This is a genomic window from uncultured Enterovirga sp., assembly GCF_964242715.1.
GTDB lineage: Bacteria > Pseudomonadota > Alphaproteobacteria > Rhizobiales > Beijerinckiaceae > Enterovirga.
On sequence record NZ_CAXTAZ010000034.1, the window covers coordinates 1 to 21,854 of the forward strand.

22 protein-coding genes are annotated in these 21,854 nt (G+C 68.7%); 9 read left to right on the top strand and 13 right to left on the bottom strand.

What is annotated here, in order from left to right; all coding sequences use genetic code 11:
- Positions 1-169 precede the first annotated feature (169 nt).
- Positions 170-1,060 (bottom strand): LysR family transcriptional regulator, encoded by an 891-nt coding sequence (locus ACFE87_RS16185; protein WP_375460686.1) that lies wholly within the window; start codon positions 1,058-1,060, stop codon positions 170-172.
- Between the two features lie 98 nt (positions 1,061-1,158).
- Here ACFE87_RS16185 and ACFE87_RS16190 point away from each other — a divergent pair, with 98 nt between their 5' ends.
- The 7 genes from ACFE87_RS16190 (at position 1,159) to ACFE87_RS16220 (ending at position 8,221) form a co-directional block, all read left to right on the top strand.
- Positions 1,159-1,830 carry an RraA family protein gene (locus ACFE87_RS16190; RefSeq protein WP_375460687.1) on the top strand — a complete coding sequence of 224 codons (672 nt, stop codon included), beginning with the start codon at positions 1,159-1,161 and terminating at the stop codon, positions 1,828-1,830.
- Positions 1,827-2,903 (top strand): Ldh family oxidoreductase, encoded by a 1,077-nt coding sequence (locus ACFE87_RS16195; protein WP_375460688.1) that lies wholly within the window; start codon positions 1,827-1,829, stop codon positions 2,901-2,903. The genes ACFE87_RS16190 and ACFE87_RS16195 overlap by 4 nt, the downstream gene beginning before the upstream one ends.
- A gap of 39 nt (positions 2,904-2,942) precedes the next feature.
- Complete coding sequence (locus ACFE87_RS16200) at positions 2,943-3,890, top strand: tripartite tricarboxylate transporter substrate binding protein (protein ID WP_375460689.1); 948 nt, start codon at positions 2,943-2,945, stop codon at positions 3,888-3,890.
- Positions 3,891-3,894: 4 nt separating this feature from the next.
- Positions 3,895-4,791, top strand: a complete 897-nt coding sequence (locus ACFE87_RS16205; RefSeq protein ID WP_375460690.1) for an NAD(P)-dependent oxidoreductase — start codon at positions 3,895-3,897, stop codon at positions 4,789-4,791.
- Positions 4,792-5,005: 214 nt separating this feature from the next.
- On the top strand, positions 5,006-6,379 hold the full coding sequence (locus ACFE87_RS16210; RefSeq protein WP_375460691.1) for an ABC transporter substrate-binding protein: 1,374 nt from the start codon (positions 5,006-5,008) through the stop codon (positions 6,377-6,379).
- Positions 6,380-6,446: 67 nt separating this feature from the next.
- Positions 6,447-7,316: a carbohydrate ABC transporter permease gene (locus tag ACFE87_RS16215; RefSeq protein WP_375460729.1), complete on the top strand. Its 870-nt coding sequence runs from the start codon at positions 6,447-6,449 to the stop codon at positions 7,314-7,316.
- 35 nt (positions 7,317-7,351) lie between these two features.
- Positions 7,352-8,221, top strand: a complete 870-nt coding sequence (locus ACFE87_RS16220; RefSeq protein ID WP_375460730.1) for a carbohydrate ABC transporter permease — start codon at positions 7,352-7,354, stop codon at positions 8,219-8,221.
- Between the two features lie 6 nt (positions 8,222-8,227).
- Here ACFE87_RS16220 and ACFE87_RS16225 read toward each other — a convergent pair whose 3' ends face one another.
- The 8 genes from ACFE87_RS16225 to ACFE87_RS16260 all read right to left on the bottom strand — a co-directional run bounded on the left by ACFE87_RS16225 (position 8,228) and on the right by ACFE87_RS16260 (position 17,842).
- The gene (locus tag ACFE87_RS16225; protein WP_375460692.1) at positions 8,228-11,170 is read right to left on the bottom strand and encodes a hypothetical protein; all 2,943 of its coding nucleotides are present in this window, start codon (positions 11,168-11,170) and stop codon (positions 8,228-8,230) included.
- Between the two features lie 126 nt (positions 11,171-11,296).
- Entirely contained in the window at positions 11,297-12,937 is a 1,641-nt protein-coding gene (locus tag ACFE87_RS16230) for a DUF4166 domain-containing protein (protein WP_375460693.1), read from the bottom strand.
- Positions 12,934-13,431, bottom strand: coding sequence for a thiol-disulfide oxidoreductase DCC family protein (locus ACFE87_RS16235; RefSeq protein WP_375460731.1), 498 nt, complete (start codon positions 13,429-13,431; stop codon positions 12,934-12,936). Before ACFE87_RS16235 ends, ACFE87_RS16230 begins: the two co-directional genes overlap by 4 nt.
- Before the next feature lie 2 nt (positions 13,432-13,433).
- Positions 13,434-14,639 carry an FAD-dependent oxidoreductase gene (locus ACFE87_RS16240; RefSeq protein WP_375460694.1) on the bottom strand — a complete coding sequence of 402 codons (1,206 nt, stop codon included), beginning with the start codon at positions 14,637-14,639 and terminating at the stop codon, positions 13,434-13,436.
- Positions 14,640-14,661: 22 nt separating this feature from the next.
- Positions 14,662-15,327: an amino acid ABC transporter permease gene (locus ACFE87_RS16245; RefSeq protein WP_375460695.1), complete on the bottom strand. Its 666-nt coding sequence runs from the start codon at positions 15,325-15,327 to the stop codon at positions 14,662-14,664.
- Entirely contained in the window at positions 15,327-16,010 is a 684-nt protein-coding gene (locus ACFE87_RS16250; RefSeq protein WP_375460696.1) for an amino acid ABC transporter permease, read from the bottom strand. Before ACFE87_RS16250 ends, ACFE87_RS16245 begins: the two co-directional genes overlap by 1 nt.
- A gap of 91 nt (positions 16,011-16,101) precedes the next feature.
- Positions 16,102-16,866, bottom strand: a complete 765-nt coding sequence (locus ACFE87_RS16255) for an amino acid ABC transporter ATP-binding protein (RefSeq protein ID WP_375460697.1) — start codon at positions 16,864-16,866, stop codon at positions 16,102-16,104.
- 139 nt (positions 16,867-17,005) lie between these two features.
- Positions 17,006-17,842 carry a transporter substrate-binding domain-containing protein gene (locus tag ACFE87_RS16260; RefSeq protein ID WP_375460698.1) on the bottom strand — a complete coding sequence of 279 codons (837 nt, stop codon included), beginning with the start codon at positions 17,840-17,842 and terminating at the stop codon, positions 17,006-17,008.
- 150 nt (positions 17,843-17,992) lie between these two features.
- On the opposite strand from ACFE87_RS16260, the gene ACFE87_RS16265 reads away from it, so the two are divergent.
- Both ACFE87_RS16265 and ACFE87_RS16270 read left to right on the top strand, forming a co-directional pair.
- Complete coding sequence (locus ACFE87_RS16265) at positions 17,993-18,652, top strand: aspartate/glutamate racemase family protein (RefSeq protein WP_375460699.1); 660 nt, start codon at positions 17,993-17,995, stop codon at positions 18,650-18,652.
- 35 nt (positions 18,653-18,687) lie between these two features.
- A complete protein-coding gene (locus ACFE87_RS16270) occupies positions 18,688-19,329 on the top strand; it encodes a glutathione S-transferase family protein (RefSeq protein ID WP_375460700.1) in 642 nt (213 codons plus the stop codon).
- 99 nt (positions 19,330-19,428) lie between these two features.
- On the opposite strand, the gene ACFE87_RS16275 is transcribed toward ACFE87_RS16270, so the two are convergent.
- The 4 genes from ACFE87_RS16275 to ACFE87_RS16290 form a co-directional block, all read right to left on the bottom strand.
- Positions 19,429-20,070, bottom strand: coding sequence for a flavin reductase family protein (locus tag ACFE87_RS16275; protein WP_375460701.1), 642 nt, complete (start codon positions 20,068-20,070; stop codon positions 19,429-19,431).
- A gap of 104 nt (positions 20,071-20,174) precedes the next feature.
- Positions 20,175-21,107 (bottom strand): N-carbamoyl-D-amino-acid hydrolase, encoded by a 933-nt coding sequence (locus ACFE87_RS16280; protein WP_375460732.1) that lies wholly within the window; start codon positions 21,105-21,107, stop codon positions 20,175-20,177.
- A gap of 72 nt (positions 21,108-21,179) precedes the next feature.
- Complete coding sequence (locus ACFE87_RS16285) at positions 21,180-21,530, bottom strand: type II toxin-antitoxin system HicB family antitoxin (protein ID WP_375460702.1); 351 nt, start codon at positions 21,528-21,530, stop codon at positions 21,180-21,182.
- Positions 21,527-21,841, bottom strand: a complete 315-nt coding sequence (locus ACFE87_RS16290; protein WP_375460703.1) for a type II toxin-antitoxin system HicA family toxin — start codon at positions 21,839-21,841, stop codon at positions 21,527-21,529. Before ACFE87_RS16290 ends, ACFE87_RS16285 begins: the two co-directional genes overlap by 4 nt.
- Positions 21,842-21,854: the final 13 nt, after the last annotated feature.

Consider the following 21,854-nt stretch of genomic DNA (forward strand, 5'->3'; position numbering starts at 1 on the left):
GAACAGCCATCTCGGAAACCGAGAGGAAGGCGATGGACCGGCTGGAAGCAATGGCGTCACTGCGGGGACGCGACCAGAACCTGCGCCTTTACCCGTCTGTCTTCGGTTGCCTTTGGGACCTGAAGAAAAAAGGCGTGTAGATCGTCGCTTACAACGAAATCAATGCGGTCTATGGCTCCGTCTGGGATCCGGATCGGGCAGCCTCCAGGAAAGCGGACAGGGACGCGGGCGGATGGTCCGGCGACCAGGCGATCGCCACGGTGACCTCCTTTGGGCCGTCGGGAAGGGTCAGCAATGTCACCCCGGACCTCGGCAGCCGGGCCGCCGACGCCGGAACGAAGGCGATGCCGAGGCCCGCGCCGACGAGCCCCAGCACCGTATGGATTTGCGTCGCCTCCTGCACCACCTCGGGGACGGCCCCGATCCGCGCGAAGGCGGCCGTGATCCGGGCGTGGAAGAGCGGGCTCGTCTCGCGCGGGAACATGATGAGGGGCTCGCCCGCGAGCTGCCGCAAGGTGATGCCGCGGCGGCTTGCAAGCGGGTGGCCTTGGGGCAAGGCGAGCAGGAACGGCTCCCGGAGCACGACCTCGCTCGAGAGGTCCTGCACATCCGGCAGCAGACGCAGGATGCCGACATCGATCTCGCCTGCGCGGAGCGCGCCGACCTGCGCCAGGATCGTCATTTCCCGAAGCTGGACGGATATTCCGGGCCGGAGCGACCGGAAGCCGGCGAGGAGGGCCGGCAGGATGCCGTAGGTGGAGGAGTGGATGAAGCCGACCCGCAGGACGCCGGCGGTGCCGACTCCGATGTCGCGCGCCTGCTGCACCGCGGCCTTCAGCGCACCGAGGACGTCCCGGGCTCTGCCCGCGAAGAAGGCGCCGGCCGGCGTAAGCTCGACCCGGCGGTGCGTCCGCAGGAAGAGCGGCGTGCCGATCTCTCGCTCGAGTTCCTGGATGCGCCGGCTGAGATGCGGCTGCGCGATGCCGAGCCGCTCGGCCGCCCGACCGAAATGCAGCTCTTCGGCGAGAAACAGCATGCTCCTGAGGCGGACCTCGTCCATGCATGCAGAAACCGTATCGATAAGCCGTTGACAAGTTATTGGACGTCTCGCGGCTCGCCGGGCAAGCTTGCTTTCAAAGTTCCAGGGAGAGACGCCCCATGCCCATCGGCTTCCGCATCGCCGCGCGCGGTCCCGCCGTGCCCCGAGAGGTCATTGAGTCGCTGAGCGGGATTCCGACCTCGATCGTCAGCGACAACATGGGTCGTCTCTACGCCGGCGGTGCGGCTCTGCGGCCCTATCACGACGGGACCGTCATGATCGGGGTGGCCGTCACCGTGCGGACGCGGCCGGGCGACAACCTCATGATCCACAAGGCCATCGACATCGCCGAGCCCGGCGACGTCCTCGTGGTCGATGCCGGCGGGGACCTCACGAACTCGCTCTTCGGCGAGATCATGCTGACCCTCGCGCGCCGTCGCGGCATCGTCGGCCTCGTGATCGACGGCGCCATTCGCGACCTCGACGCGATCGCTGCCTCGAGCCTCGGCGTCTATGCGCGCGGCGTGAGCCACCGCGGCCCGTACAAGGACGGACCTGGCGAGATCAACGTCCCGGTCTCGGTCGGCGGACAGCCGGTCTCGCCGGGCGACATCGTGATCGGCGACGCCGATGGCGTGCTCGCCATCCCGGCCTCCGAGGCCCCGGAGATCGCATCGCTTGCACGGCAGCAGATGGAGCGCGAGGCCGCCATCCTGGCCTCCATTGCCGATGGCAGCATCGACCGCTCCTGGGTCGACGCCACGTTGCGGGCCAAGGGCGTCGCCCTGTGATCCAGGTCGCCGCCATTCCGCTGACGCGTTTCTGCGCGGCCGTCTTCGAGGCCGCCGGAACGCCGGCCGATGTTGCCGCGACCGTCGCGGACTCGCTCGTCTATGCGGATCTGCGCGGGGTCGAGTCGCACGGCGTGCTGCGCATGGAGATCTATCTGCGTCGCATCGGCGAGGGGTTGGTCGACCCTCGCGCCGAGCCGGTCCTTGCAGAGGATGGGGGCGCGACGCTTCTCCTCGACGGCCGCAACAATTTCGGCGCGCATGTGGGCCGTCGTGCCTTGCGGCTCGGGCTGGAGCGGGCACGTGCACACGGCGTCGCGGCGGTCGGGGTCCGTCGCTCGAATCATTTCGGCACGGCCGCCTATTTTGCCGAAGCCGCGGCCCGCGAGGGCTGCGGGGCCATCGTGGTCTCGAACGCCTCGCAGACCATGCCGCCCCACGGGGGCCTGCGGCCCTTCATGGGCACGAACCCCTTCGCGCTTGCATTCCCGACCGGTGATGGAGCGCCCTTCGTCCTCGACATGGCGACGAGCCAGGTCGCCCGGGGCAAGATCATCGCTGCCGCCAAGCGCGGGGACAGCATCCCGCCGGGCTGGGCGATCGACGCCGAGGGACGGCCGACCACGGATGCCGAGGCGGCTCTGGACGGCGCCGTCCTCCCGCTGGGCGGCCCCAAGGGCTCGGGCCTGTCGATGGGGATCGACATCCTGGCCGGGGTGCTGACCGGCGCCGGCTTCGGCCCGACCGTGAACAACATGTACGAGAATTGGCGCGATCCGCAGGATGTCGGCCATTTCTTCATCCTGATCGACATCGGCCGGTTCGGGTCCCTGGGCGCCTTCGCCGCGCGGATCGGCCAGTACATGGCCTGGCTGAAGGCCGAGCCGCGGGCCGACGGCGTGAAGGAGATCCTGCACGCGGGCGAATACGAGCACCGACTGGCCGAGGAGCGCCTCCGGATCGGCATCCCGCTCCCGGACGGCCTCGTCCGGGACCTCATCCGGCTGGGCGAGCGCTCCGGCGTGGCGTGGCCGACGGCCGCGACCGAGAGCGCGGCCCATCACGCAGCCTGAGCAACGAGAAGCGGCGCAGACCGCAAAGGAGGACTCGCCATGATACGAAGCCTGACCCTAGCCGCAGCCGCTCTCCTGGCCACGTTTCCGGCCTCGGCCCAACAAGCCCAGCCCGGGTGGAAGCCCGACCGTCCGATCCAGCTCATCGTCGGCTTTCAGGCGGGCGGCGGCACGGACGTCACGGCGCGCCTGGTCGCCCAGGCCGCCGAAGGCATCATTCCCGTCCCGGTCATCGTCGTGAACAAGCCCGGCGCCTCCGGCGCGTTGGCAGCCGAGTTCGTCGCCAATGCGGACCCCGACGGAACCACCCTTCTGGTCGGCGGCGGCAGCGAGAGCACGACCCTGCCGATCTACACGAAGTCCAACTACAAGCTGGCGGACTTCAAGGGCATCGGACGGGTCAACCGCGAGCACATGGTCCTCGTCACCCGAAAGGGGAGCGGCCTCGACTCGGTCGAGGCGCTGATCAAGCGCGCCAAGGCGGAGCCCGGCAAGCTCACCTACGGCTCCTCGGGTCACGGCGGCATTCTCCAGGCCGGTTTCCAAGCGCTGGAGCGGGCCGCCGGGATCGAGCTCAGCCACGTGCCGTACCGGGGAGGCGCCCATGCCTTGCAATCCGTCCTCGGCGGGCATCTCGACATGACGCTGATCACGCCGGCGGAGGCGAAGTCGCAGCTTGATGCCGGATCGATCCACGCGCTCGCCACGACGTCCGACCGCGCGGCCGCAATCCCCAATGTCTCCTCTCTCAAGGAGCTCGGCTTCGACGTGGATATCGAGAATATGAAGGGCCTGATGATGCCGGCCCGGACGCCGGAACCCACGGCCCGCTACCTGGTCGAGGCCTTCCGGCAGGTGATCAACAGCCCGCGGCTGCGCGACATCGCGGCCAAGACCGGGTTCGAGGTGAACTATCTCGATGGGGAGGCCTTCTTCGCAGCCATGGACCGGACCTCGAAGGCGGTCCTCGCCGCCAAACGGGATTGAGCCCATGACCAGCACCGTCGCGGTCGCTTTCTTGGGGCTCGGCGTGATGGGAAGCGGCATGGCCGCCAACCTCGTCCGCAAGGGGTTTCCGCTTCGCGTCTTCAACAGGTCGCCGGACAAGATGACGCCGCTCGTCTCAAAGGGCGCGATCGCTTCCGGCAGTCCGGCTGGGGCGGCCGCCGGGGCCGACATCGTGGTGCTCAGCCTCCCGGCGACGGCGGATGTCGAGGCAGTCCTGTTCGGTGTGGATGGGATCGCCGCGACCCTCACGCCTGGCGTGGTGGTCGTCGACACGAGCACCATCGATGCGCTGGCGGCGCGACGTTTCGCCGGACGGCTCGCCGCCTCGGGGGTCGACTTCATCGACGCTCCGATCAGCGGGGGTCAGAAGGGCGCCCAAGACGGAACGCTGTCCTGCATGGTCGGCGGAGCGCCCGACGCGGTGGAGCGCGCGCGCCCCGTCCTCGAGGCCTTCGCCACCACCATCATTCACGTCGGCGACAGCGGCGCGGGACAGATCGCCAAGGCCTGCAACCAGATCTGTGTGGCATCCGCCATGGCCGGCGTGGCCGAGGCGGTCGCGCTCGCGAGGGCCATGAATGTCGACGGGCATCGCGTGCGGGACGCCCTGCTCGGCGGTGCCGCGAGGAGCATCGTCGTCGAGCGCCACATGAAGCGGCTTCTCGATGGCGACGTGAATCCGGGCTTTCGCTCGGTCCTCATGGAAAAGGACATCGCGATCGCGCTCGATACCATGCGCGCGCTTCGGATCGCCTCCCCGGTCACGGCCTCGGTGGACCAGCTTCTCCATGGGCTCGTCGCATCCGGGCGAGGCGACGAGGATTGGTGCTCGCTCGGTCTGTACGTCCAGCGATTGTCGGAGCCGAGCGAGGCGCGCTGACCCGAGGGGCCGCGCGGGCGCCCGCATTGCGGGGCTGTCCCTCTCCGCGTCCTCGGTCGTGCGCCCCGTGGGCGGAAGACCGGCGGCCCGGTCCGTCCCTGGGCCCATTCTCCTCGGCCACAGCCGGAAGTCGGATTGCCCAGCGGACGCGAACCTGCTCAATTCCGACCGAGAGCCACCCGAGTGGCCGCACGTCGTCTAGGGAGGTTGTCTGATGGGTCGAGTGTGGGTCGGCGCGGTTGCGCTCGCGGGGTTCCTGGCATCGACGGTGCCGGGGCTCACGCAGGAGAAGCTCACGGTCTGGTTCAGCAAGGGCTTCTATCGCTCCGAGGACGAGGCCCTCTGGGCCACGATCAAGAAGTTCGAGGAGAAGACCGGGATCAAGGTCGAGCTGTCGCAATACGCGATCCAGGACATGATCCCGAAGACGGTGGCGGCGCTCGATTCCGACTCGCCCCCGGACATCGGCTACGCCGATACCTACAACAACCAGGCCGCCGGCAAATGGGCCTCCGAGGGCAAGCTCGAGGACCTGACGGACATCCTCACGCCGATGATGTCGCGCTTCGCTCCGCAGACGGTCGAGCATATGCTGCTCTTCAACGAGCAGGCGAAGAAGAAAGGCTATTACGGCTTTCCCCTGAAACGGCAAACCCTGCACACGGAAATCTGGAGCGACATGCTCGAGAAGGCCGGGTTCAAGCAGAGCGACATCCCGACGACCTGGAAGGAATACTGGTCCTTCTGGTGCGACAAGGTGCAGCCCGGCTTCCGCAAGGCGAGCGGCACGCGGGCCTTCGGCATCGGCATGCCGATGGGCGTGGAATCGACCGATTCCTTCCAGTCCTTCTACGCCTTCATGGACGCCTATGACGCGAAGCTCGTCGACAATGACGGCAAGCTCCAGGTCGACGATCCGAAGGTCCGGGCCGGGCTGATCTCGGCCCTCAAGGACTATACCGATCCCTACGTGAAGGGCTGCTCGCCCCCGTCCTCTACGACCTGGAAAGACCCGGACAACAACGTCGCCTTCCACAACAGGACGACGGTGATGACGCACAACTTCACCATCTCGATCGCCGCGAAATGGTACGAGGATTCGGTCAATCCGAACGGCACGCCCGAGCAGCGCGAAGCCTCCAAGAAGGCCTACGAGGAGACGATCGTCACGGCTCCCTTCCCGGCCCGGCCCGACGGCAAGCCGATGACCTATCGGGCGGACGTCAAGCACGGCGTGATCTTCTCGGCCGCCAAGAACAAGGCTGCCGCGAAGGAGTTCGTGAAGTTCATCATGGAGGAGGAGAACCTCCGGCCCTATGTCGAGGGTGCGCTCGGCCGCTGGTTCCCGGTCACGAAGGACGGCGTCGAGAGCCCGTTCTGGCAGGCCGACAAGCACCGCAAGGCGGTCTACAGCCAGTTCAAGTCGGGCACGGAGCCCTTCGACTACGTCAAGAACTACAAGTTCACGACCCTCAACAACGAGAATGTCTTCGCCAAGGCCATGAACCGGGTCGTGAGCGAGAAGGTCCCCTTGGAGAAGGCCGCGGACGAGATGCTGGCGCGCATCAAGCAGGTCGCGGCGCAGTAAGAAAAACGAACGGCGCGGCCGCAGCCGGCCGCGCCGTCAGGAGGAGGGCCGCGCCATGTCGGTAACAATGGCCTCGACGGTCGGCGACATGGCGGTCGCGCCCGCACGTCCGCGCCCCCGGCTCAGCCCGTGGCAGGCCTGGGGGCTGATCATGATCGCCCCCTACCTCCTCGTCTTCGTCTTCTTCGTCGTCTACCCGGTCGGTTACGGCCTTTGGCTCGCCCGTCATCCGGCGAGCTATGTCCGCCTGGCGGAAGACCCGATCTTCTCGCGCGCGGTGGTCAATACGCTGATCTTTCTCGTGATCGGCATCAACATCAAGATGATGATCGCCCTCTTCCTGTCGGGCTTCTTCACCAACGAGCGCCGCTGGATACGCTGGCTCTCCGTCATCTTCATCCTGCCCTGGGCCGTGCCGTCGATCCCGACGATCCTGTCGCTCCGCTTCATGCTGAACCCCGAATGGGGCGTCGTGAACCACCTCGTCTTCTCGTGGACCGGCGACGACGGCCCGAACTGGCTGAACGATCCCGCCCTCGCCCTTACGCTCGCCATCGGCGTTCATATCTGGAAGTCGCTGCCGTTCTGGACGCTGATCATGATCGCGGGCCGGCTCGCGATCTCGTCCGACCTCTACGAGGCGGCCTCGGTCGACGGCGCGACCGGATGGCAGAAATTCCGCTTCGTGACCTGGCCGTCGATGCAGACGCTCTACATCACCTGCACGATCCTCTCGATGATCTGGACGCTCGGCGACTTCAACAGCGTCTATCTGCTGACCGGAGGCGGGCCGGCCGATCTCACCCATGTCTTGGCGACGCTCGGCATCCGATATCTCCGGCTCGACCAGGTCGACATGTCGATGGCGGCGGTCGTCTGCGCGATGCCGCTCGTCCTGCCGCTCGCCTATGTACTGATGCGGAGGCTCTCGAAGTGAGCGCGCCCGCATCCGCCGCCGCTCTGCCCCGCACCGTGCCGCATCGGCGCGCGTCGGCGCCCAACTGGCTCAAGGCGGCCGGGACCGAGGCGAAGCTGCTGCTGGTCGGCATCCCGGTCTTCATCTGGACGATGATACCGCTCTACCACCTCTTCCTGTTCGCGATCTCGCCGAAGGAATCGGCCTTTTCCGGCAAGTTGTTCCCGGATAACCCCACGCTGCGGAACTTCGAGATCGTCTTCGGGCAGAAGCACTATTTTCTGTCCCATTTCTGGCAGCAGCTCTGGAACTCGACGCTGATCGCCGTCACGACCGGAATCCTGACGCTCCTCATCGCGACCTTCGCGGCTTTCGCCATCAGCCGGCTCAAGGTCCGGGGCGGCCGCACGGTCATGAACCTCGCGCTGTTCACCTATTTCATCCCGGCCGCCTTCCTGGCGGTCCCGATGTACAAGACTATGGGGATCTACGGGCTCCTGAACAGCCAATGGGCGCTGATCCTCGCCATGGTCACGATCGCGAGCCCCTACGCGATCTGGGTCCTGAAACAGGCCTCGGACAAGCTGCCGGTGGAACTCGACGAGGCGGCGATCATGGACGGCGCCTCGCCGATGCAGCTGTTCCGCCTCGTCTACATCCCGCTGATGATGCCCTCGATCGTGGCGATCGGCATCTACGCGCTGCTGCTGGCCTGGAACGAGTACCTCTTCGCCTTCCTGCTGCTGTCCCGCGACACCGACGTCACCTTGCCGGTGGCGCTCGGCAACTTCCTGGCTGCCGACGACAGCCCCTGGGAACTCCTGATGACGACGGGGCTGATCTACTCGCTGCCGCCGGCCGCCATCTACTACGTCTTCAAGCGGTACATGGTCGGCGGCCTGACGGCGGGTGCCGTAAAGAGCTGAGGGGCCTCAGGGCACCCGGACGCGCCCGGTCGTTACCAGCTTGAGCTTCCAATCCTCCGATTCCGTCCCCTGCTGCCGGAGAAAGCCGGCCAGAAGGAAGAGCCGGTCGGTGTCGCGCCCCTTCCCGGTGCAGAACCTGTCCTGAAGGTAGAAGGGCGGCTGGGCCTGGTAGAAGAGCGTCGCCTCGACCGTGCGGGCTTCGCCGCCGAGATTGCGAAGCGGCACCTCGTAGGTGAAGCTGTCGCCGCCGCCCATGACGTAATCCGGGTCGCCCTCGACACCGACCGAGCCGGTCTCCTTCGCGAGCTTCGCGTCGGCGCCGATCGCCATCGCGAGCTCGGTCCGGGCTTCGAGCGGCAGGTAGCCCTCCGGCAAGAGGCGGTTGTCCTTCACGCGCTTGCAGACCGACAGAAAGCTTGTGCTGAGGGCGCCCGTCGCCGGCGCCTCGTCGCCGCAGGACGGGTTGGGCCCGTCGCCCGGGGCCGCGACGAGTTCCTGGTAGATCTGGACCTCGTCCTGCCGCCGGATGGTCTGGAAATGGCTTTGATGCAGGCGCTTCGACGGTTCCAGCCGGGCCTTGCATTCCCGGTCCCACCAGACTTCGCCCGCGACCGGCTCGCCCCGGCCGTCCTGGATCACGCCCATCGTGTCCGTGCGGCCGGAGGCCCACAGGTTCCTGCCGGCCCCGTCCCGCACCACGAACTCGACGAAGGCGCGCCGGAAGCCGACGCCCGACGGAAATTTGTGGCCGGCCTTGTTCCGGACCGACACACGAGCCTTCAGAACCCCGGCCTCCTGGGTGACGTCGCTCACGGCGATGTCGGCGGTCGAATGCTGGGCCTGGTCGAGAATCGCCTGTTCGGTCCGTTTCAGGGGCGGGTAGCCGCCGCGCGGCAGCATCGGATCCTCGGTCCTGATTCCGAGGACGCCCGCGAATTGCTCCGCCATCTTGATCAGGACGATGTTCAGCCCGACGAGCGTGTGCTGGGCGAAACCGGAGCGGGGCTGAAGGTCGATATCCTTCGGCGGCAGGACGTTCTCGGCCTGCGGGAAGTTCGAATATTCCTGGATGCTGGCGATCTTGCTGACGATCGGCCGGCCCGCGGCATCGCGGCTCTGCATGTGGCAATCCTGGCAGGAGCGCGCCGCCTCGCCCGGCCCATAGGGCAGCTTGCCGGCCGTGCCCTCGCCGGACCGGTAGGCGCTGAACAGCCACTCGGCATAGGTCGCCTGCTCGTAGGCATGGGCGATGACGCGGTCGTTCTTCAGGACGGGCAGGTGGACGACGTGGCAGCTGCCGCAGACCTCGGAACTCGAGATGCTGGTCCGGTGCTCCGGCACCATGCCGATGCCGTTCCGCATCGGCTTGTCCTTCGGCGACTCGAAGGGACCGAAGACCTGGTCGGTCGCAGCCATCGGAAAGGAGCCCGTGAATGTTTTCGCGAAGCCCGTCAGGCCCGGATTGAGCGCCTCCTGGCGCTGGCTCACGCAGGCATTCTGCGGCGCTTCCGCATGGGCGACCGCGTCGGGCCCGAGCGCCTGGCGGTGGCAGGCGAGGCACGTGATGCCGTCGCGCGACAGCGCCCCGATCCTGGCCTCTCGCTTCTGCGGGTCCGTGTCGAGCGGGGTCGCATCGACGAGGTCGCGCGAGAAGGTGCCGCAGGTCTCGCCTCGCTGCACCCGGTTCACGGCGTGCTGCCGCTGGCCTGCGACGGCGTGGCAGCCGAAGCAGATGTCCTGGATCGCGGCGGCAGAGCCCGGATGGAAGTGCGTCGTCTCGCTCTCCATCTGGGAGAAGAAGAACGGGTCCCGCCCCGCGAGCCCCATCGGCGAACTGCGCCACGTCGCCCAGGGGGAGATATTCTCCATGACGCCACCCGCGCGCAGCACCGTCATGTCGAATTGCAGCCCGGTCGAGCCGGCCGCGTGGCAGCCCATGCATTGATCGGACGTGACGAACAGGTTCGCGAGCGTGCTGCCCGGCATCGACCAGGCGTTGTCATAGGTCTCCGGCGGCAGATGGCTGACGCGGGCGAAGGTGGGCAATTCCGGCCTGGCGCCGCCGAACGCGCGGAGGAAATCCGGATGGTAGCCGGGAGGCGCCACCGGGCGGCGGAACTCGGCCGGGGGCGCCTTGGCGACGAGAAGGTGCTGGTTGTCGTCCTTCGTGTTCGTGAAGAAGTTCTGGCTGAGGAAGACCAGCGGTTCGCCCGGATGGCCCTTGATGTTGCGCAGGCTCGCGAAGGTCGAGCTGCCCTTCGCGGAGGCATGGCAGTTCACGCAATACTGGCCGAATCCCAGGTTCGGGTAGGCATTGGCCTCGGTCGCCGGCCAGTCCGGCGTGTAATCGGAAAACCCGAACCACCCCCAGAACCAGCCGTCATGGGACATGGCCGAGGCCCGCACCATGATGGCGGCCCCGCTGGTCGGCTCGAGATAGGCGGGATCGGCCCGGACACAGAGGTCGGCCGGAGCCGGGAACATCTCCTTCACCATCATGGCCCCGTCCGGCACGGACGCGGCATCCTGCGGCAGGTCCGAATGGTCCGGCCGGTTCTGCTTCAGCCAGGCATACATCTCCGGCGAGTACCAGATGATCACCGGCGCATGCGTGCCGAGCATCTGGCCCGACCACCGGCCGAATTCCTGCCGGCCGATGAACGGGCCGACATCGCGGATCCTCTTGTCCGAAACCCAGCCGTTGCGCGGGTTCCGATGGCAATACTTGCCGAGATAAGTCGAGAGCGTGTCGCGGTATTGCTGTTCGGTCGGGTAGCCCGGCCGGCGCACCCTGGATTCGAGCGAGGCGCAGAGTTCGAGATCGGCAGGACGCTGCGCTTCGGTCCGGAGCGCCGGGCAGGCATCGGCCGCGCGAGTCCGGTCCGCCACGCAGCCCCCGATCAGAAGGGCGGCCAGCGTGACCGTGAGCCGGCGGCGGAGAGAAGACACAAGGCTCATCGTGCGCGGCAGGCCCGGTCGCTCGGCGGCCAGTCCTCGTCGAGGCGACTACTCGGACGCGAGCGAAAACTACCAGCGGCTGCTTAACGACTCAAGATGAAGCCGCAGCGCGGCCCGCTACGAATCCCGCCCCTCGGGCTCCAGCCAGCCGCGATAATGCACGACCATCCCGACGAGCGGCAGCGCGATCGGCACGTCGAAATGGAAGCGCCCGCCCTCCTCCCATTCGCGGGCGGCGGAGCGCGGCGCCAAGCCGAGCGGCAGCGAGAGCGGCCCGATCCGCCAGCCCCGCAACGTCATGGCGAGACCCTTTTTGTCCGAGGGCAGGTCGAAGCTGAAGCGGAGCGGCCCGAAGCGTTCGACCAGCCGGTCTCCCTCCTGTGAGAGCCGGCTTCGAAAGCGATAGCCGCCGAAATCGCGGATCCAGGTTTCGACCCCGTCCCGCTCGGCAAAGGCGACGTGGAGCGGGCATGGCCCGGCAGGCGGGAAGCCGATGATCCAGGCGGCGAGCCGAGCCAGCGGGTTCGTGCCGCGACCGACGTCGGCCTCGCCGCTGGCGCCCGCGTCTCGAAGCACGTCGTGGATGCACCGGACCGAAGCCGGCAGCGCCTCGAAACGCGGGCCGATGACTCTCCGGTAGAGCGGCGGCGGCAGCGCGTGCTCGCGCGACTCGTGCCGGATCGCGAGCCGGGCGAAGGCCGGCTCGTAATCACGGAGGTCGAGCGCTGCACCCGCATCCCGCGCTCCCGGCGCGATCTCGCCGCGACCGATCTTGGCCAGCAGGATGGGGACCGCGAGGGCGGGGATCTCCGGCCCGTCGCCCCGGTCAGCGACGAGCGTCCAGCGCCGCTCGACCCGCCGGCCCGCGACGCGGCCGAACACGCGCACGACCATGCCCGAACGCGCGCTGCCGAAACGGGAGGTCCAGCTCTGGAGGCGGAGCAGGGGTGGCGCGAGCCGGTCGATGCGCGAGACGAGCCCGCTCCGCACGAGCCAGGACAGGAGCCACAGCGCCCGGTTCGCGAGCGCCAGTTCGGTGCCGGCCCGGAAGCTCACGGCGGGGCGGCCCGGCAGCCGGCCCGGCACGAGGTCGAGATCGGGCACGTCGGCCAGGCCGACGAGCCGGCCGGAGATCGGCTTCGCGCCGGCAACCTCGAAATCCTCCCGGCGCATCTCCTGCCAGCCGAACGCCGTGATCCAGCGGCCCGCGCGCCGGAGCCGGATGGGCCGGCCGATATAGGACAGGATCGCACGCGTGACGGACGCGCCCGCCGTCGCTCGGTTCGAGGCGCTGATCGCCATCTCGACCGCATCGACCCGCTCCATGCCGCCGGTCAGGGAGCGGAGCACGGCGCCCGACAGCGCCGGAACGCTGGACGCCCCGGAGAGCACGGCCGTTCCGGCCGCGCGCGCCGCCGCGTCGAGCGCGCCGATCCCGACGACGAAATCCCGGCCGTCGGCGAGGTCGAGGTAATGGCAGCCGGCCGCGATGCAGGTTTCGGCCACGGCATAAGAGGCGCCCTGGAAGGGCCCGGCCGCATCGACCAGTGCGAAGGGGCGGTGTTTGGCCAAGGCACCGGCAAGGTCGCGATCGCGGTCGAGCGCGAGCGGGATCAGGTGCGGTCGGCCGGTGCAGAAACGCTCCGCCGCGGCCCGGCTTCGGCCTGCGACCAGAACCTCGAAACCGTCGGCCGCGAGCCGAGCCGACACGCGACCGCCAAAACCGCCATAGCCGCCGAGGACGAGGATGCGTCTCACAGGATGCGGTCCCGGTCGCCAGGCCCGGGCATCCAGCAGGTCTCGCGGCGGCCGAACCAGCGATAGCGATTGCGGGCGACCCGCCGGTAGGCGCGGTCGCGGATCGCTGGCGGGGCGATGCGGCCGGCGGCGGCGAGCCAGCGCCAGGGCGGGCCGAGTCCGGCACCGATGCCGAGCACCGCGTCCGATTCCGTCGCGACCTCGCCGTCATGGACGAGGAGCATCGTGCTGAAGCGCCGCTCGGCTTGGATGCTTCTAGTCTCGCCGGCGCTTCCGTAGGTTCCGGGTTCTCGCTGCGCGAGCCCCGGAATGACGGAGAGGTCGAGTTCGCGGTAGATCGCCTGCCCGACCTCGCCTTGCGCCGTGGTCAGCCGGAAATGGCGCGCCCGGTCATGTCGGAGCACGAATTGCGCACTTCGGGAGCAGAGGACGCATTCGCCGTCGAAGACGATCAGCGGCTCCGGAGGAAGGCGCGCCCGCAGCGCCTCGGACAGTCTCACGAGGCCAGCCCCAATCTCTGCAGCGGGCGGCCGACGAGACCGCTCACCATCGCGGCCTGGATCCAGGTCGCGGGCCAGCGGGACGCGACCGGGCCGACGATGCGGTCCCGGATGAAGGGCAGAACCCGGCTGTCGGATTGGTAGACCGGCGTGAAGACGGCGCTCATGGCCTGGTAGAGCGCGACATGGCGAGCGCGAAGCGCGACGGTTCGAGCGAGCGCATCCGCGATCCCGGCCGTCTCGCGAATTGCCTTGGCCAACGCGTAGCCGTCGAGCAGCGCCATGTTGGCGCCCTGGCCGAGCTGCGGGCTCGCGGAATGCCAGGAATCGCCGATATGGATCAGCCCCGGCTCGGCCGGGCGGGCGAGCGTGCGGTGGTGGTAGCGCGCGAAGGTGAGGTGCTCGGGGGACACGATCTGGTCGAGCAGCAGCGCGGTCGCCGGCCAGAGTGCCCGCACCTCCTCTTTCCAGGGATCGAGCCCGGCCCGCCGCCACGCCTCGAGCCGGTCCGTCCTGAGCGACCAGAAGAAAGCGGTCTGCGGCACGACTCGGCCCGGAGCCATGCCGATCGGCAGCACGCCGACCATGACGCTCGCCCGACGGTAGCGCTGGGCGAGCGCGGCGCCATCGAACCCGGCCCCGTCCGGCCAGTCGAGGCTCGCCCAGAGCGCGCCATAGGCGAGGGCGCGGCCGGTCGGGGGTGCGAGCGTCGTCGCGTTGCCGAGCGCGTCGACGACGAGCGCGAAGGGCCCCGCGCCGGTCCCGTCCGCGAAGAGCAGGCGACGCCCGTCGCTTGAGGCCGCCTCGCTGCCGGCGATGGTGCGGCCGGTCTCGATCGGGATCCCGGCCGCGACGACGGCCCGGTGCAGGATGTCGAACAGGGCGGCCCGGTGCAGGCCGATGCCGAAGCCGGCCCGCCGCCCGAGCGCCCGGTAGCCGACATCGAGCACGATCCGGCCCGATGGCGCGGCCTCGCCGTAGAGGCGGTCGATCCGGGCGCCGGCGGCCAGGACGGCCTCTGCGAGGCCGAGATGCCGAAGCACGGCGAGGCCGGTCGGCTGGATCATCAGCCCGGACCCGATCGGGCGCGGCGCCTCGAACCGCTCGAAGATCGTCACCCGATGCTCGTCCCGGTGCAGCATCAGGGCGGCCGCGAGCCCGGCCGGGCCGCAGCCTGCGACCGCGATGTCCCGCGGCGTCATCGCAGGCCCGGGCGGGCGCCGCTCACGCCTGGAGGCGGTGTTCGAAGCGGCTGATCAGCCGGATCAGGGGCCAGAGGAGGACGAGGTAGAGCGCCCCGGCGAAGACCAGCGGCGAGGCGTTGTAGGTGAGGGAGCGCGCCATGTCGGCCGAATACAGGAGTTCCGGCAGGGCGACCACGCTCGCGATCGAGGTCAGCTTCACGGCCTCGACCGTGTTCGACAGAAGGTCGGGCAGCACGTTCCGGAGCGCCTGCGGCAGCACGACCGAGCCCATGGTCTGCATCGGCGTGAGGCCGGTCGAGCGCGCGGCCTCGCGCTGACCCCGCCCGACGCTCTCGAGCCCCGCCCGGATGATCTCGCCGTAATAGCTCGACGTGTTGAGCAGGAACGCCATCGCCACCGAGGTGATCGGCGATAGCCGGACGCCCGCGAAGGGTAGCCCGGCATAGACGAAGATCAGCAGCACGAGCGGCGGCACGGCCCGGAACACGTCGACGAAGGCCGCAACGGGCCAGCGGACGAGCGGGCTCGCGGCCGTCCCGAGGAGCGCGACCACGAGGCCGCCCGCGAGGCCGAGCGGGATCACGATGGCGCAGAGGAGCAGCGTCGTGCCGAAGCCGCGCCAGATCAGCGGCGCCGCCTTGGCCATCACGGCCCAGTTCAGGAATTCTTCGGCGAAGGCCTCCATCAGGCGCGCCGCCAGGCGAAGCGGCGCTCGATCCAGCGTCCCCCGATCACGAGCGGGGTGAAGAGGACGAGATAGGCGACGGCGCCGAGCGTCAGCGGCGTCGCGTTGCCGGAGAAGGATTGCCCGGTCGTCGCCTGGTTCAGGATCTCGCCGACCCCGATCACGGTGCCGAGCGCGGTGTTCTTGGTGATCGCGATCGTCCGGTTGGTCAACGGCGGCACCGAGATGCGGAGCGCCTGGGGCAGGACGACGGAGCCGAGCGTCTGCCCGAAGGTGAGCCCGGTCGAGCGCGCGGCCTCCCATTGCCCCGCCCGGACCGACAGGATGCCGCCCCAGACGATCTCCTCCGTGAAGGCCGCCAAGACGAGGCTCAGCACGAGCCAGAGGACGGCGAAGCTCGACAGGCTGATGCCGAGATTGGGGAAGCCGAAATAGACGATCAGGATCAGGACCAGCGGCGGCAGGGCCCGCTGCAGGTCGACCAGGATGACGATGAGGACGTTGAGCGGCCGGATCCGGAAGGACCGGATGACCGCCAGCGCCACGCCGAGCACGAGGCCGGTCGCCACGACCGCCGCCGCGATCTGGATCGTGACCACCATGCCCTTGAGGATGGCCGGCCCGTAGCGTTCGGCCACCGCGGCGTTGAAGAAGGCATCGAGAAAGCGGTCGAGGCCGCTCATGACGGCCAACCGCCGCTTACCCCGGCGGAAGCCGGGGCCCAGGCGCAAGGCTGGATGCCGGCTTCCGCCGGCATGAGCGGACTTGGCTCCGTCACTGCATCAGGCTCGACACGAAGCCGCGGGTGCGGGGCTCCGTCGCCTGGCCGAAGATGCGGTCCGGCGGGCCCTGTTCGACGATGCGGCCGCCATCCATGAAGACGACCCGGTCGGCGGCGTCGCGCGCGAAGCGCATCTCGTGGCTGACGACGACCATGGTCATGCCCGAGACTTTCAGCTCGCGCATCGTCTTCAGGACGCCGCCGACGAGTTCGGGATCAAGCGCGGAGGTCGGCTCGTCGAAGAGCATGACCTTGGGTTCGAGCGCGAGCGCGCGGGCGATCGCGACGCGCTGCTGCTGCCCGCCCGACAGCTCGCCCGGATAGCTGTCGCGCTTCGCCGCGAGTTCGACCCGGTCGAGCGCGGCCAGCGCCTTGTCGCGGGCATCGCTTCGCGAGAGCCCGGCCACCTTGCGCAGCGCCAGCGCCACGTTCCCGAGCGCGGTCATGTGCGGGTAGAGGTTGAAGCCCTGGAACACCATGCCGATGCGGCGGCGCATCAGGTTGATATTCGTGCCCCGCGCCATGAGGTCGATGCCGTCGACCACGACCGACCCGGCGCTCGGCTCCTCGAGCCGGTTGCAGCAGCGCAGCAGGGTCGACTTGCCGGAGCCGGACGGCCCGATGATGAAGACGAGTTCTTCTGGCCGGACCGCGAAGTCGACGCCGCGCAGCACTTCGATCGCGCCGAAGCTCTTATGCAGGCCGCGGACGTCGAGGATGGGCGGGGTCGCCGCGGCCTCGCGCTCTCTCGATGTCATTCCGGGGCTGGCGCAGCGAGAACCCGGAACCCACGGCTTGCTCCGCCCGTGGATCGCTTCCCTTCCGCCGCCCTTCCACGGGTTCCGGGTTCCGCTTCGCGGCCCCGGACTGACGGGTTTGCTGATCCGAAGCGAGGCGTCACGAGCAGCTCGGCGCGTGCTCCGCCGGGTCGTGGCCTGCCATGCCGGGCACGCCGTAGCCGGGGAACACGGTTGCGGCCGCGGAGCCGGCGGCGGGCTTCGCGCCGAACCACTTCTCGTGGATCCGGGCGAGGGTGCCGTCCGTCTTCATGCATTCGACCGCGTTCTCGACCTGCTTACGCAGCTCGGCCGAATCCTTCCGGAAGGGAAGCGCCCAGACGAGCCCGGTCGCGTGCAGGAAGGACGTCTTCACCCGCGGGTTGTTCTTGGCCGCCCAGGCCACGACCGTGTTGCCGGCGACATTGGCATAGGCTCGCCCCGCCATCACGGCCGCGACCGCGTCCGGCTGCGTGCCGTAGGATTCGACGATCCAGCCGATCTTCGGCTCGAGCTCGCGCGCCCAGGCATCGTAGGCCGAGCCCTTGTTCACGGAGATCGTCTTCCCCTTCAGGTCCTCGAGCTTCGTGATCTCCGGCGCGTCCTTCAGGGTGAGGAACTGGAAATCCGTGTTCAGGTAGCCCTCGCTGAACAGCATGCTCTCCGTCCGCTCCTTCGTGACGGTCGTCGGCGCGGCGAGGAAGTCGTAGGTGCCGGCCTGGAGCGCCGGGACCAGCACGGAATATTGCGCGGCATCGACCGTGATCGGCCGCTTCAGGCGCTTGCCGATCTCTTCGGCCAGGTCGACGTTGAAGCCCTCGACCCCGCCCGACATCTTCGGCATCGCATGCGGCGCGAAGGTGCCGTCGACCGCGGTCTTCAGCGGCGGGCCGGACTGGGCCAGGGCCGCCGCGGGCAGGAGGAGGGCGAAGGAGGCGAGGGCAACGGGTCGGATCATTCGGGGCTCCGGTCGGGCGTCGAGGCTCGCCGATGCAAGCTCCGCGCCTTCGGCCACTCTCCGCCGGAACGCCGGCTTTCGGCAAGGGAGCCGTTCCACCAGGGCGGCGGCAGGCTGGACAAGCCGCCCGCCCCAGGTTCAACTCCGGCCGTGACCCGCCCCCGCATTCTCGTCGTGAATCCGAACTCGAACGCGGCCGTGACCCGCGGCATCGACGAGGTGTTGGCGCCTTTGCGCTTCGCCGAGGGCCCCGAGATCGCCTGCCGGACCCTGGTCGAGGGCCCGTTCGGGATCGAGAGCCAGGCCGATGTCGACGGGGTCGCGATGCCGCTCCGCCGCCTCGTCGAGGGCGACAACGAAAGCGCCGCCTTCGTGATCGCCTGCTATTCCGATCCGGGCCTTCACGTCTGCCGCGAAGGCACGGCGCGGCCGGTCTTCGGCATCGCGGAATGTGGCGTGCTGTCGGCGCTCTCCCGCGCGGACCGATTCGGCGTCATCGCGATCGCGGCGCGCTCGATCCCGCGCCACCTGCGCCAGCTTCGCCAGATGGGAGTCGCGGAACGGCTCGCCGGCGAGCGGCCGCTCGGGATGTCGGTCGCCGAGTCGGCCTCCGGCGAAGGCACGCTCGCCCGCATGGTCGAGGTCGGCCGGGCCCTTCGCGACCAGGACGGGGCCGGCGTGATCGTGATGGGCTGCGCCGGGATGGCCCGCCACCGGCGAGGACTGGAGGACGCGCTCGGGCTCCCCGTCATCGACCCGACACACGCGGCCGTCACGGCTGCGCTCGGGGCCGTCGCCCTGTCATCCTGAATGGGCTAAACCGCGCGGCCAAGCTGGAGCGCCTGATGTCAGACGAACTCGTTTTCTACACGAACCCGATGTCGCGCGGGCGCATCGCCCGCTGGATGCTGGAGGAAATCGGCCAGCCCTACCGGACCGAGGTTCTGGACTACGCTTTCAGCATGAAGGCGCCGGCCTATCTCGCCGTGAACCCGATGGGGAAGGTTCCGGCCATCCGGCACGGCGACACCGTCGTGACGGAAGGGGCCGCCATCTGCGCCTACCTGGCCGATGCCTTTCCGCAGGCCGGCCTTGCTCCCCCGCCCGGCAGCCGCGAGCGGGGCCCTTATCTCCGTTGGTTCTTCTTCGCGGCCGGGCCGCTCGAGGCCGTGATCACCAATACGGCGATCGGCGTCGTCGTGCCCGAGGGCAAGGAGCGCATGATGGGCTACGGCAACCCGGCAGACGCCCTGGACGCGATCGAAGGCGCGGTGTCTGCCGGTGAATACGTGGCAGGCGATCGCTTCACCGCCGCCGATCTCTATCTCGCCTCGCAGCTCGGCTGGGGCATGATGTTCGGCTTGGTCGAGAAGCGGCCGGCCTTCGAGAGCTATGTCGGACGGCTGCGTTCGCGCCCGGCGGCCCAGCGGGCGAACGAGATCGACGACGCGCTGATTCCGAAGGACCAGGCCTCTGCCGGGGTCTGAGCCAGAAGGGAACCTGAGGGCGGTGAATCCTTCGAGGCCCCGCTCTGCGGGTGCTCGCCGAAGGCGAGCCTCGAAGCACGCACAACGCCTCGCAGCTCGCTACGGCTTAGCCTGCCGCGCCTCCCAATCGGCGTGGCTCTCCTTCACCATGTCGAACCGGTCGCTCTGCCGCGAATAGGCGTTGGCAAACAGGCGGCCGACCGGGCGGTAGGCCTCTTCCGACACCCGCAGCGTCGTCTCGTCCAGGAGCCCGTCGCGGGCATGGAAATGGACCACCTCGCCCAGCACGATCTCGCGCTCCGGCCCGAATGAGAGCCCGACCGTTCGGCGGCATTCGAGCGCGAAGGGCGCCTCCAGAATGTGCGGCACGGCGACCTCGGTGCCCGCCCGAAGCGTCAGCCCGGCCGACTCGACTTCGCTCACGCCGGGCGGAAAATCGATCGCGCAGATGTTCATGGCCTCGGCGAGCGCCTCGTCGACGAGGTTGATCACGAAGGTACCGGTCTCGGCGATGTTGCGGGTCGTGTCCTTCAGGGCGCGCTCCTCCTTGTGCTGGAGCCCGAGCACGACGATGGCCGGGTCTTCGGAGAAGACGTTGAAGAAGCTGAACGGCGCCGCGTTGACCACGCCGTCCCGGTCCACCGTCGTGACGAGCGCGATCGGTCGCGGCACCACGGTCGCGACGAGGAGCTTGTAGCGGTCCCGCGGCGCGAGGTCGGCGAAGGAGAGCGAGACGGGCATGAGAGGATCCGAGCGGCGGGCGTGAGGCAGCATCTCAGACGCGGTAACACGAACACGTCGGGCAGATCGCGCGCGAGGCGAAGGTTGCGGTCGAATAGACCCGCTCACTCCGCGAGCGGCAGCTCGGTTCCGACCTGCGCGGTGATGCGGCCGTAATGCTCGACCCGGCGATGTCGCTTGAAGTCGAAGATCGTCTCCTTGCCGAAGCGGGTGGCGTCGAGGTCGCAAGGGTGGACGACGACGGCATCCGCCTCGCCCTCGATCTCGGCCACGATCTCCCCGTCGGGATCGACGATGCAGGTGCCGCCCATGAGGTGGTGGCCGTCCTCGTCGCCGGCCTTGGCGACGGCCACGACCCAGGTCGCGTTCTGGTAGGCGCCCGACTGGACCGAAAGCCGGTGGTGGAACAGCCGCTTCCCGAGCTTTTCCTCGCCTTTCTGCGAATTGACCGACGGGGTGTTGAAGCCGAGCACCACCATCTCGACGCCCTGGAGTCCCATCACCCGATAGGTCTCGGGCCAGCGCCTGTCGTTGCAGATGCACATGCCGAAGATACCGCCGAGGAAGCGCCAGACCGGGAAGCCGAGATCGCCGGGCTCGAAATAGCGCTTCTCGAGATGCTGGTGCGTCCGCTCGGGGTCGAACTCGACATGGCCCGGGAGGTGAACCTTGCGGTAGGTGCCGACGATCGCGCCCGCACGGTCGACCAGGATCGAGGTGTTGAAATGCCGGCCCTCGGGCGTGAGTTCGGCAAAGCCGAAGGACATCGCCATGTTCAGCGCCTTCGCCCGCTCGAAGAGCGGCCGCGTCGCCTCGCCCGGCATCTCCCGCTCGAACCAATGGTCGGCCTCGGCCCGATTCTCGTGATGCCAGCGCGGGAAGAATGTCGTGAGCGCGAGCTCGGGATAGACGATGAAATCGGCATCCTGGGAAGCGGCCTCGTCCATCAGCCGGATCATCCGGGCCACCACGGCCTGGCGGCTATCCGCCCGCTGGATCGCGCCGAGCTGAGCCGCCGCCGTCCGGATCACGCGCATGGTTGGTCTCTCCATCAAACCCGTCCGCTATTGCCGAACCGGCCACGTGCGTAAACCGGGCCATGCCTCGGGTCAGCCCTCGATCAGGACCTCCCGGGTCGCCCGATCGAGAGCCGTCTCCATGAAGGAATTGATGCTGACGCCTTGGACGGCCGCCGCCGTGGCGATCCGGGTCCGCAGCGCGTCGCCCGGCCGGAAGGTCATCTTGCCCTGCCAGCTCTTCTGCGGCGTCTCGCCCTCTTCGGCACACCAGGCGATGTAGTCGTCGACCGTCTCCCGGAACGCCGCCTCCAGCGACTCCACCGTCGCTCCGTGGAAATCGAGGACGTCGCGCATCCCGAGAACGCGCCCGTGGAAGAGCTTCGCGTCCTGGTCGACCTCGACGGTCGCGACATAGTCCTTGTAGCGCATCGTGTTCTTCATCGGCTGCCTCCGCGTCCTCGCCCCCGGCTGCAGTCGCACCCGGCCGCCGTCGGCGAGACGCCGGCATTGGCCAGGAACAGCCGGGCGGAATCCACCGCCCCCTTCTTCATCACGCCTGACGGGTGCGGCTCGTGAAAGGCGGCCCTGACCCCGTTCAGCCTGAAACGCCGCACCGATCCCGATCCGCTCTTCACCTTCTCGCCTCCGAGCGCGACGTAGAGCCGAACGAAATCCTCCCAGAGGATGTCGGCCCGCGTCGGCTGCTCCCACAGACCGCAAAGGAGGTGGCAATTGGCCGAGTTCAGCGCCATGCCTTCATGGTGT

Bases quoted from the DNA above. Each gene is read 5' to 3' on its own strand.
- ACFE87_RS16185 (WP_375460686.1), bottom strand. From the start codon at position 1,060: ATGGACGAGGTCCGCCTCAGGAGCATGCTGTTTCTCGCCGAAGAGCTG.
- ACFE87_RS16190 (WP_375460687.1), top strand. From the start codon at position 1,159: ATGCCCATCGGCTTCCGCATCGCCGCGCGCGGTCCCGCCGTGCCCCGA.
- ACFE87_RS16200 (WP_375460689.1), top strand. From the start codon at position 2,943: ATGATACGAAGCCTGACCCTAGCCGCAGCCGCTCTCCTGGCCACGTTT.
- ACFE87_RS16205 (WP_375460690.1), top strand. From the start codon at position 3,895: ATGACCAGCACCGTCGCGGTCGCTTTCTTGGGGCTCGGCGTGATGGGA.
- ACFE87_RS16210 (WP_375460691.1), top strand. From the start codon at position 5,006: ATGGGTCGAGTGTGGGTCGGCGCGGTTGCGCTCGCGGGGTTCCTGGCA.
- ACFE87_RS16215 (WP_375460729.1), top strand. From the start codon at position 6,447: ATGGCCTCGACGGTCGGCGACATGGCGGTCGCGCCCGCACGTCCGCGC.
- ACFE87_RS16240 (WP_375460694.1), bottom strand. From the start codon at position 14,639: ATGACGCCGCGGGACATCGCGGTCGCAGGCTGCGGCCCGGCCGGGCTC.
- ACFE87_RS16245 (WP_375460695.1), bottom strand. From the start codon at position 15,327: ATGGAGGCCTTCGCCGAAGAATTCCTGAACTGGGCCGTGATGGCCAAG.
- ACFE87_RS16250 (WP_375460696.1), bottom strand. From the start codon at position 16,010: ATGAGCGGCCTCGACCGCTTTCTCGATGCCTTCTTCAACGCCGCGGTG.
- ACFE87_RS16255 (WP_375460697.1), bottom strand. From the start codon at position 16,866: ATGACATCGAGAGAGCGCGAGGCCGCGGCGACCCCGCCCATCCTCGAC.
- ACFE87_RS16260 (WP_375460698.1), bottom strand. From the start codon at position 17,842: ATGATCCGACCCGTTGCCCTCGCCTCCTTCGCCCTCCTCCTGCCCGCG.
- ACFE87_RS16270 (WP_375460700.1), top strand. From the start codon at position 18,688: ATGTCAGACGAACTCGTTTTCTACACGAACCCGATGTCGCGCGGGCGC.
- ACFE87_RS16275 (WP_375460701.1), bottom strand. From the start codon at position 20,070: ATGCCCGTCTCGCTCTCCTTCGCCGACCTCGCGCCGCGGGACCGCTAC.
- ACFE87_RS16280 (WP_375460732.1), bottom strand. From the start codon at position 21,107: ATGCGCGTGATCCGGACGGCGGCGGCTCAGCTCGGCGCGATCCAGCGG.
- ACFE87_RS16285 (WP_375460702.1), bottom strand. From the start codon at position 21,530: ATGAAGAACACGATGCGCTACAAGGACTATGTCGCGACCGTCGAGGTC.
- ACFE87_RS16290 (WP_375460703.1), bottom strand. From the start codon at position 21,841: ATGGCGCTGAACTCGGCCAATTGCCACCTCCTTTGCGGTCTGTGGGAG.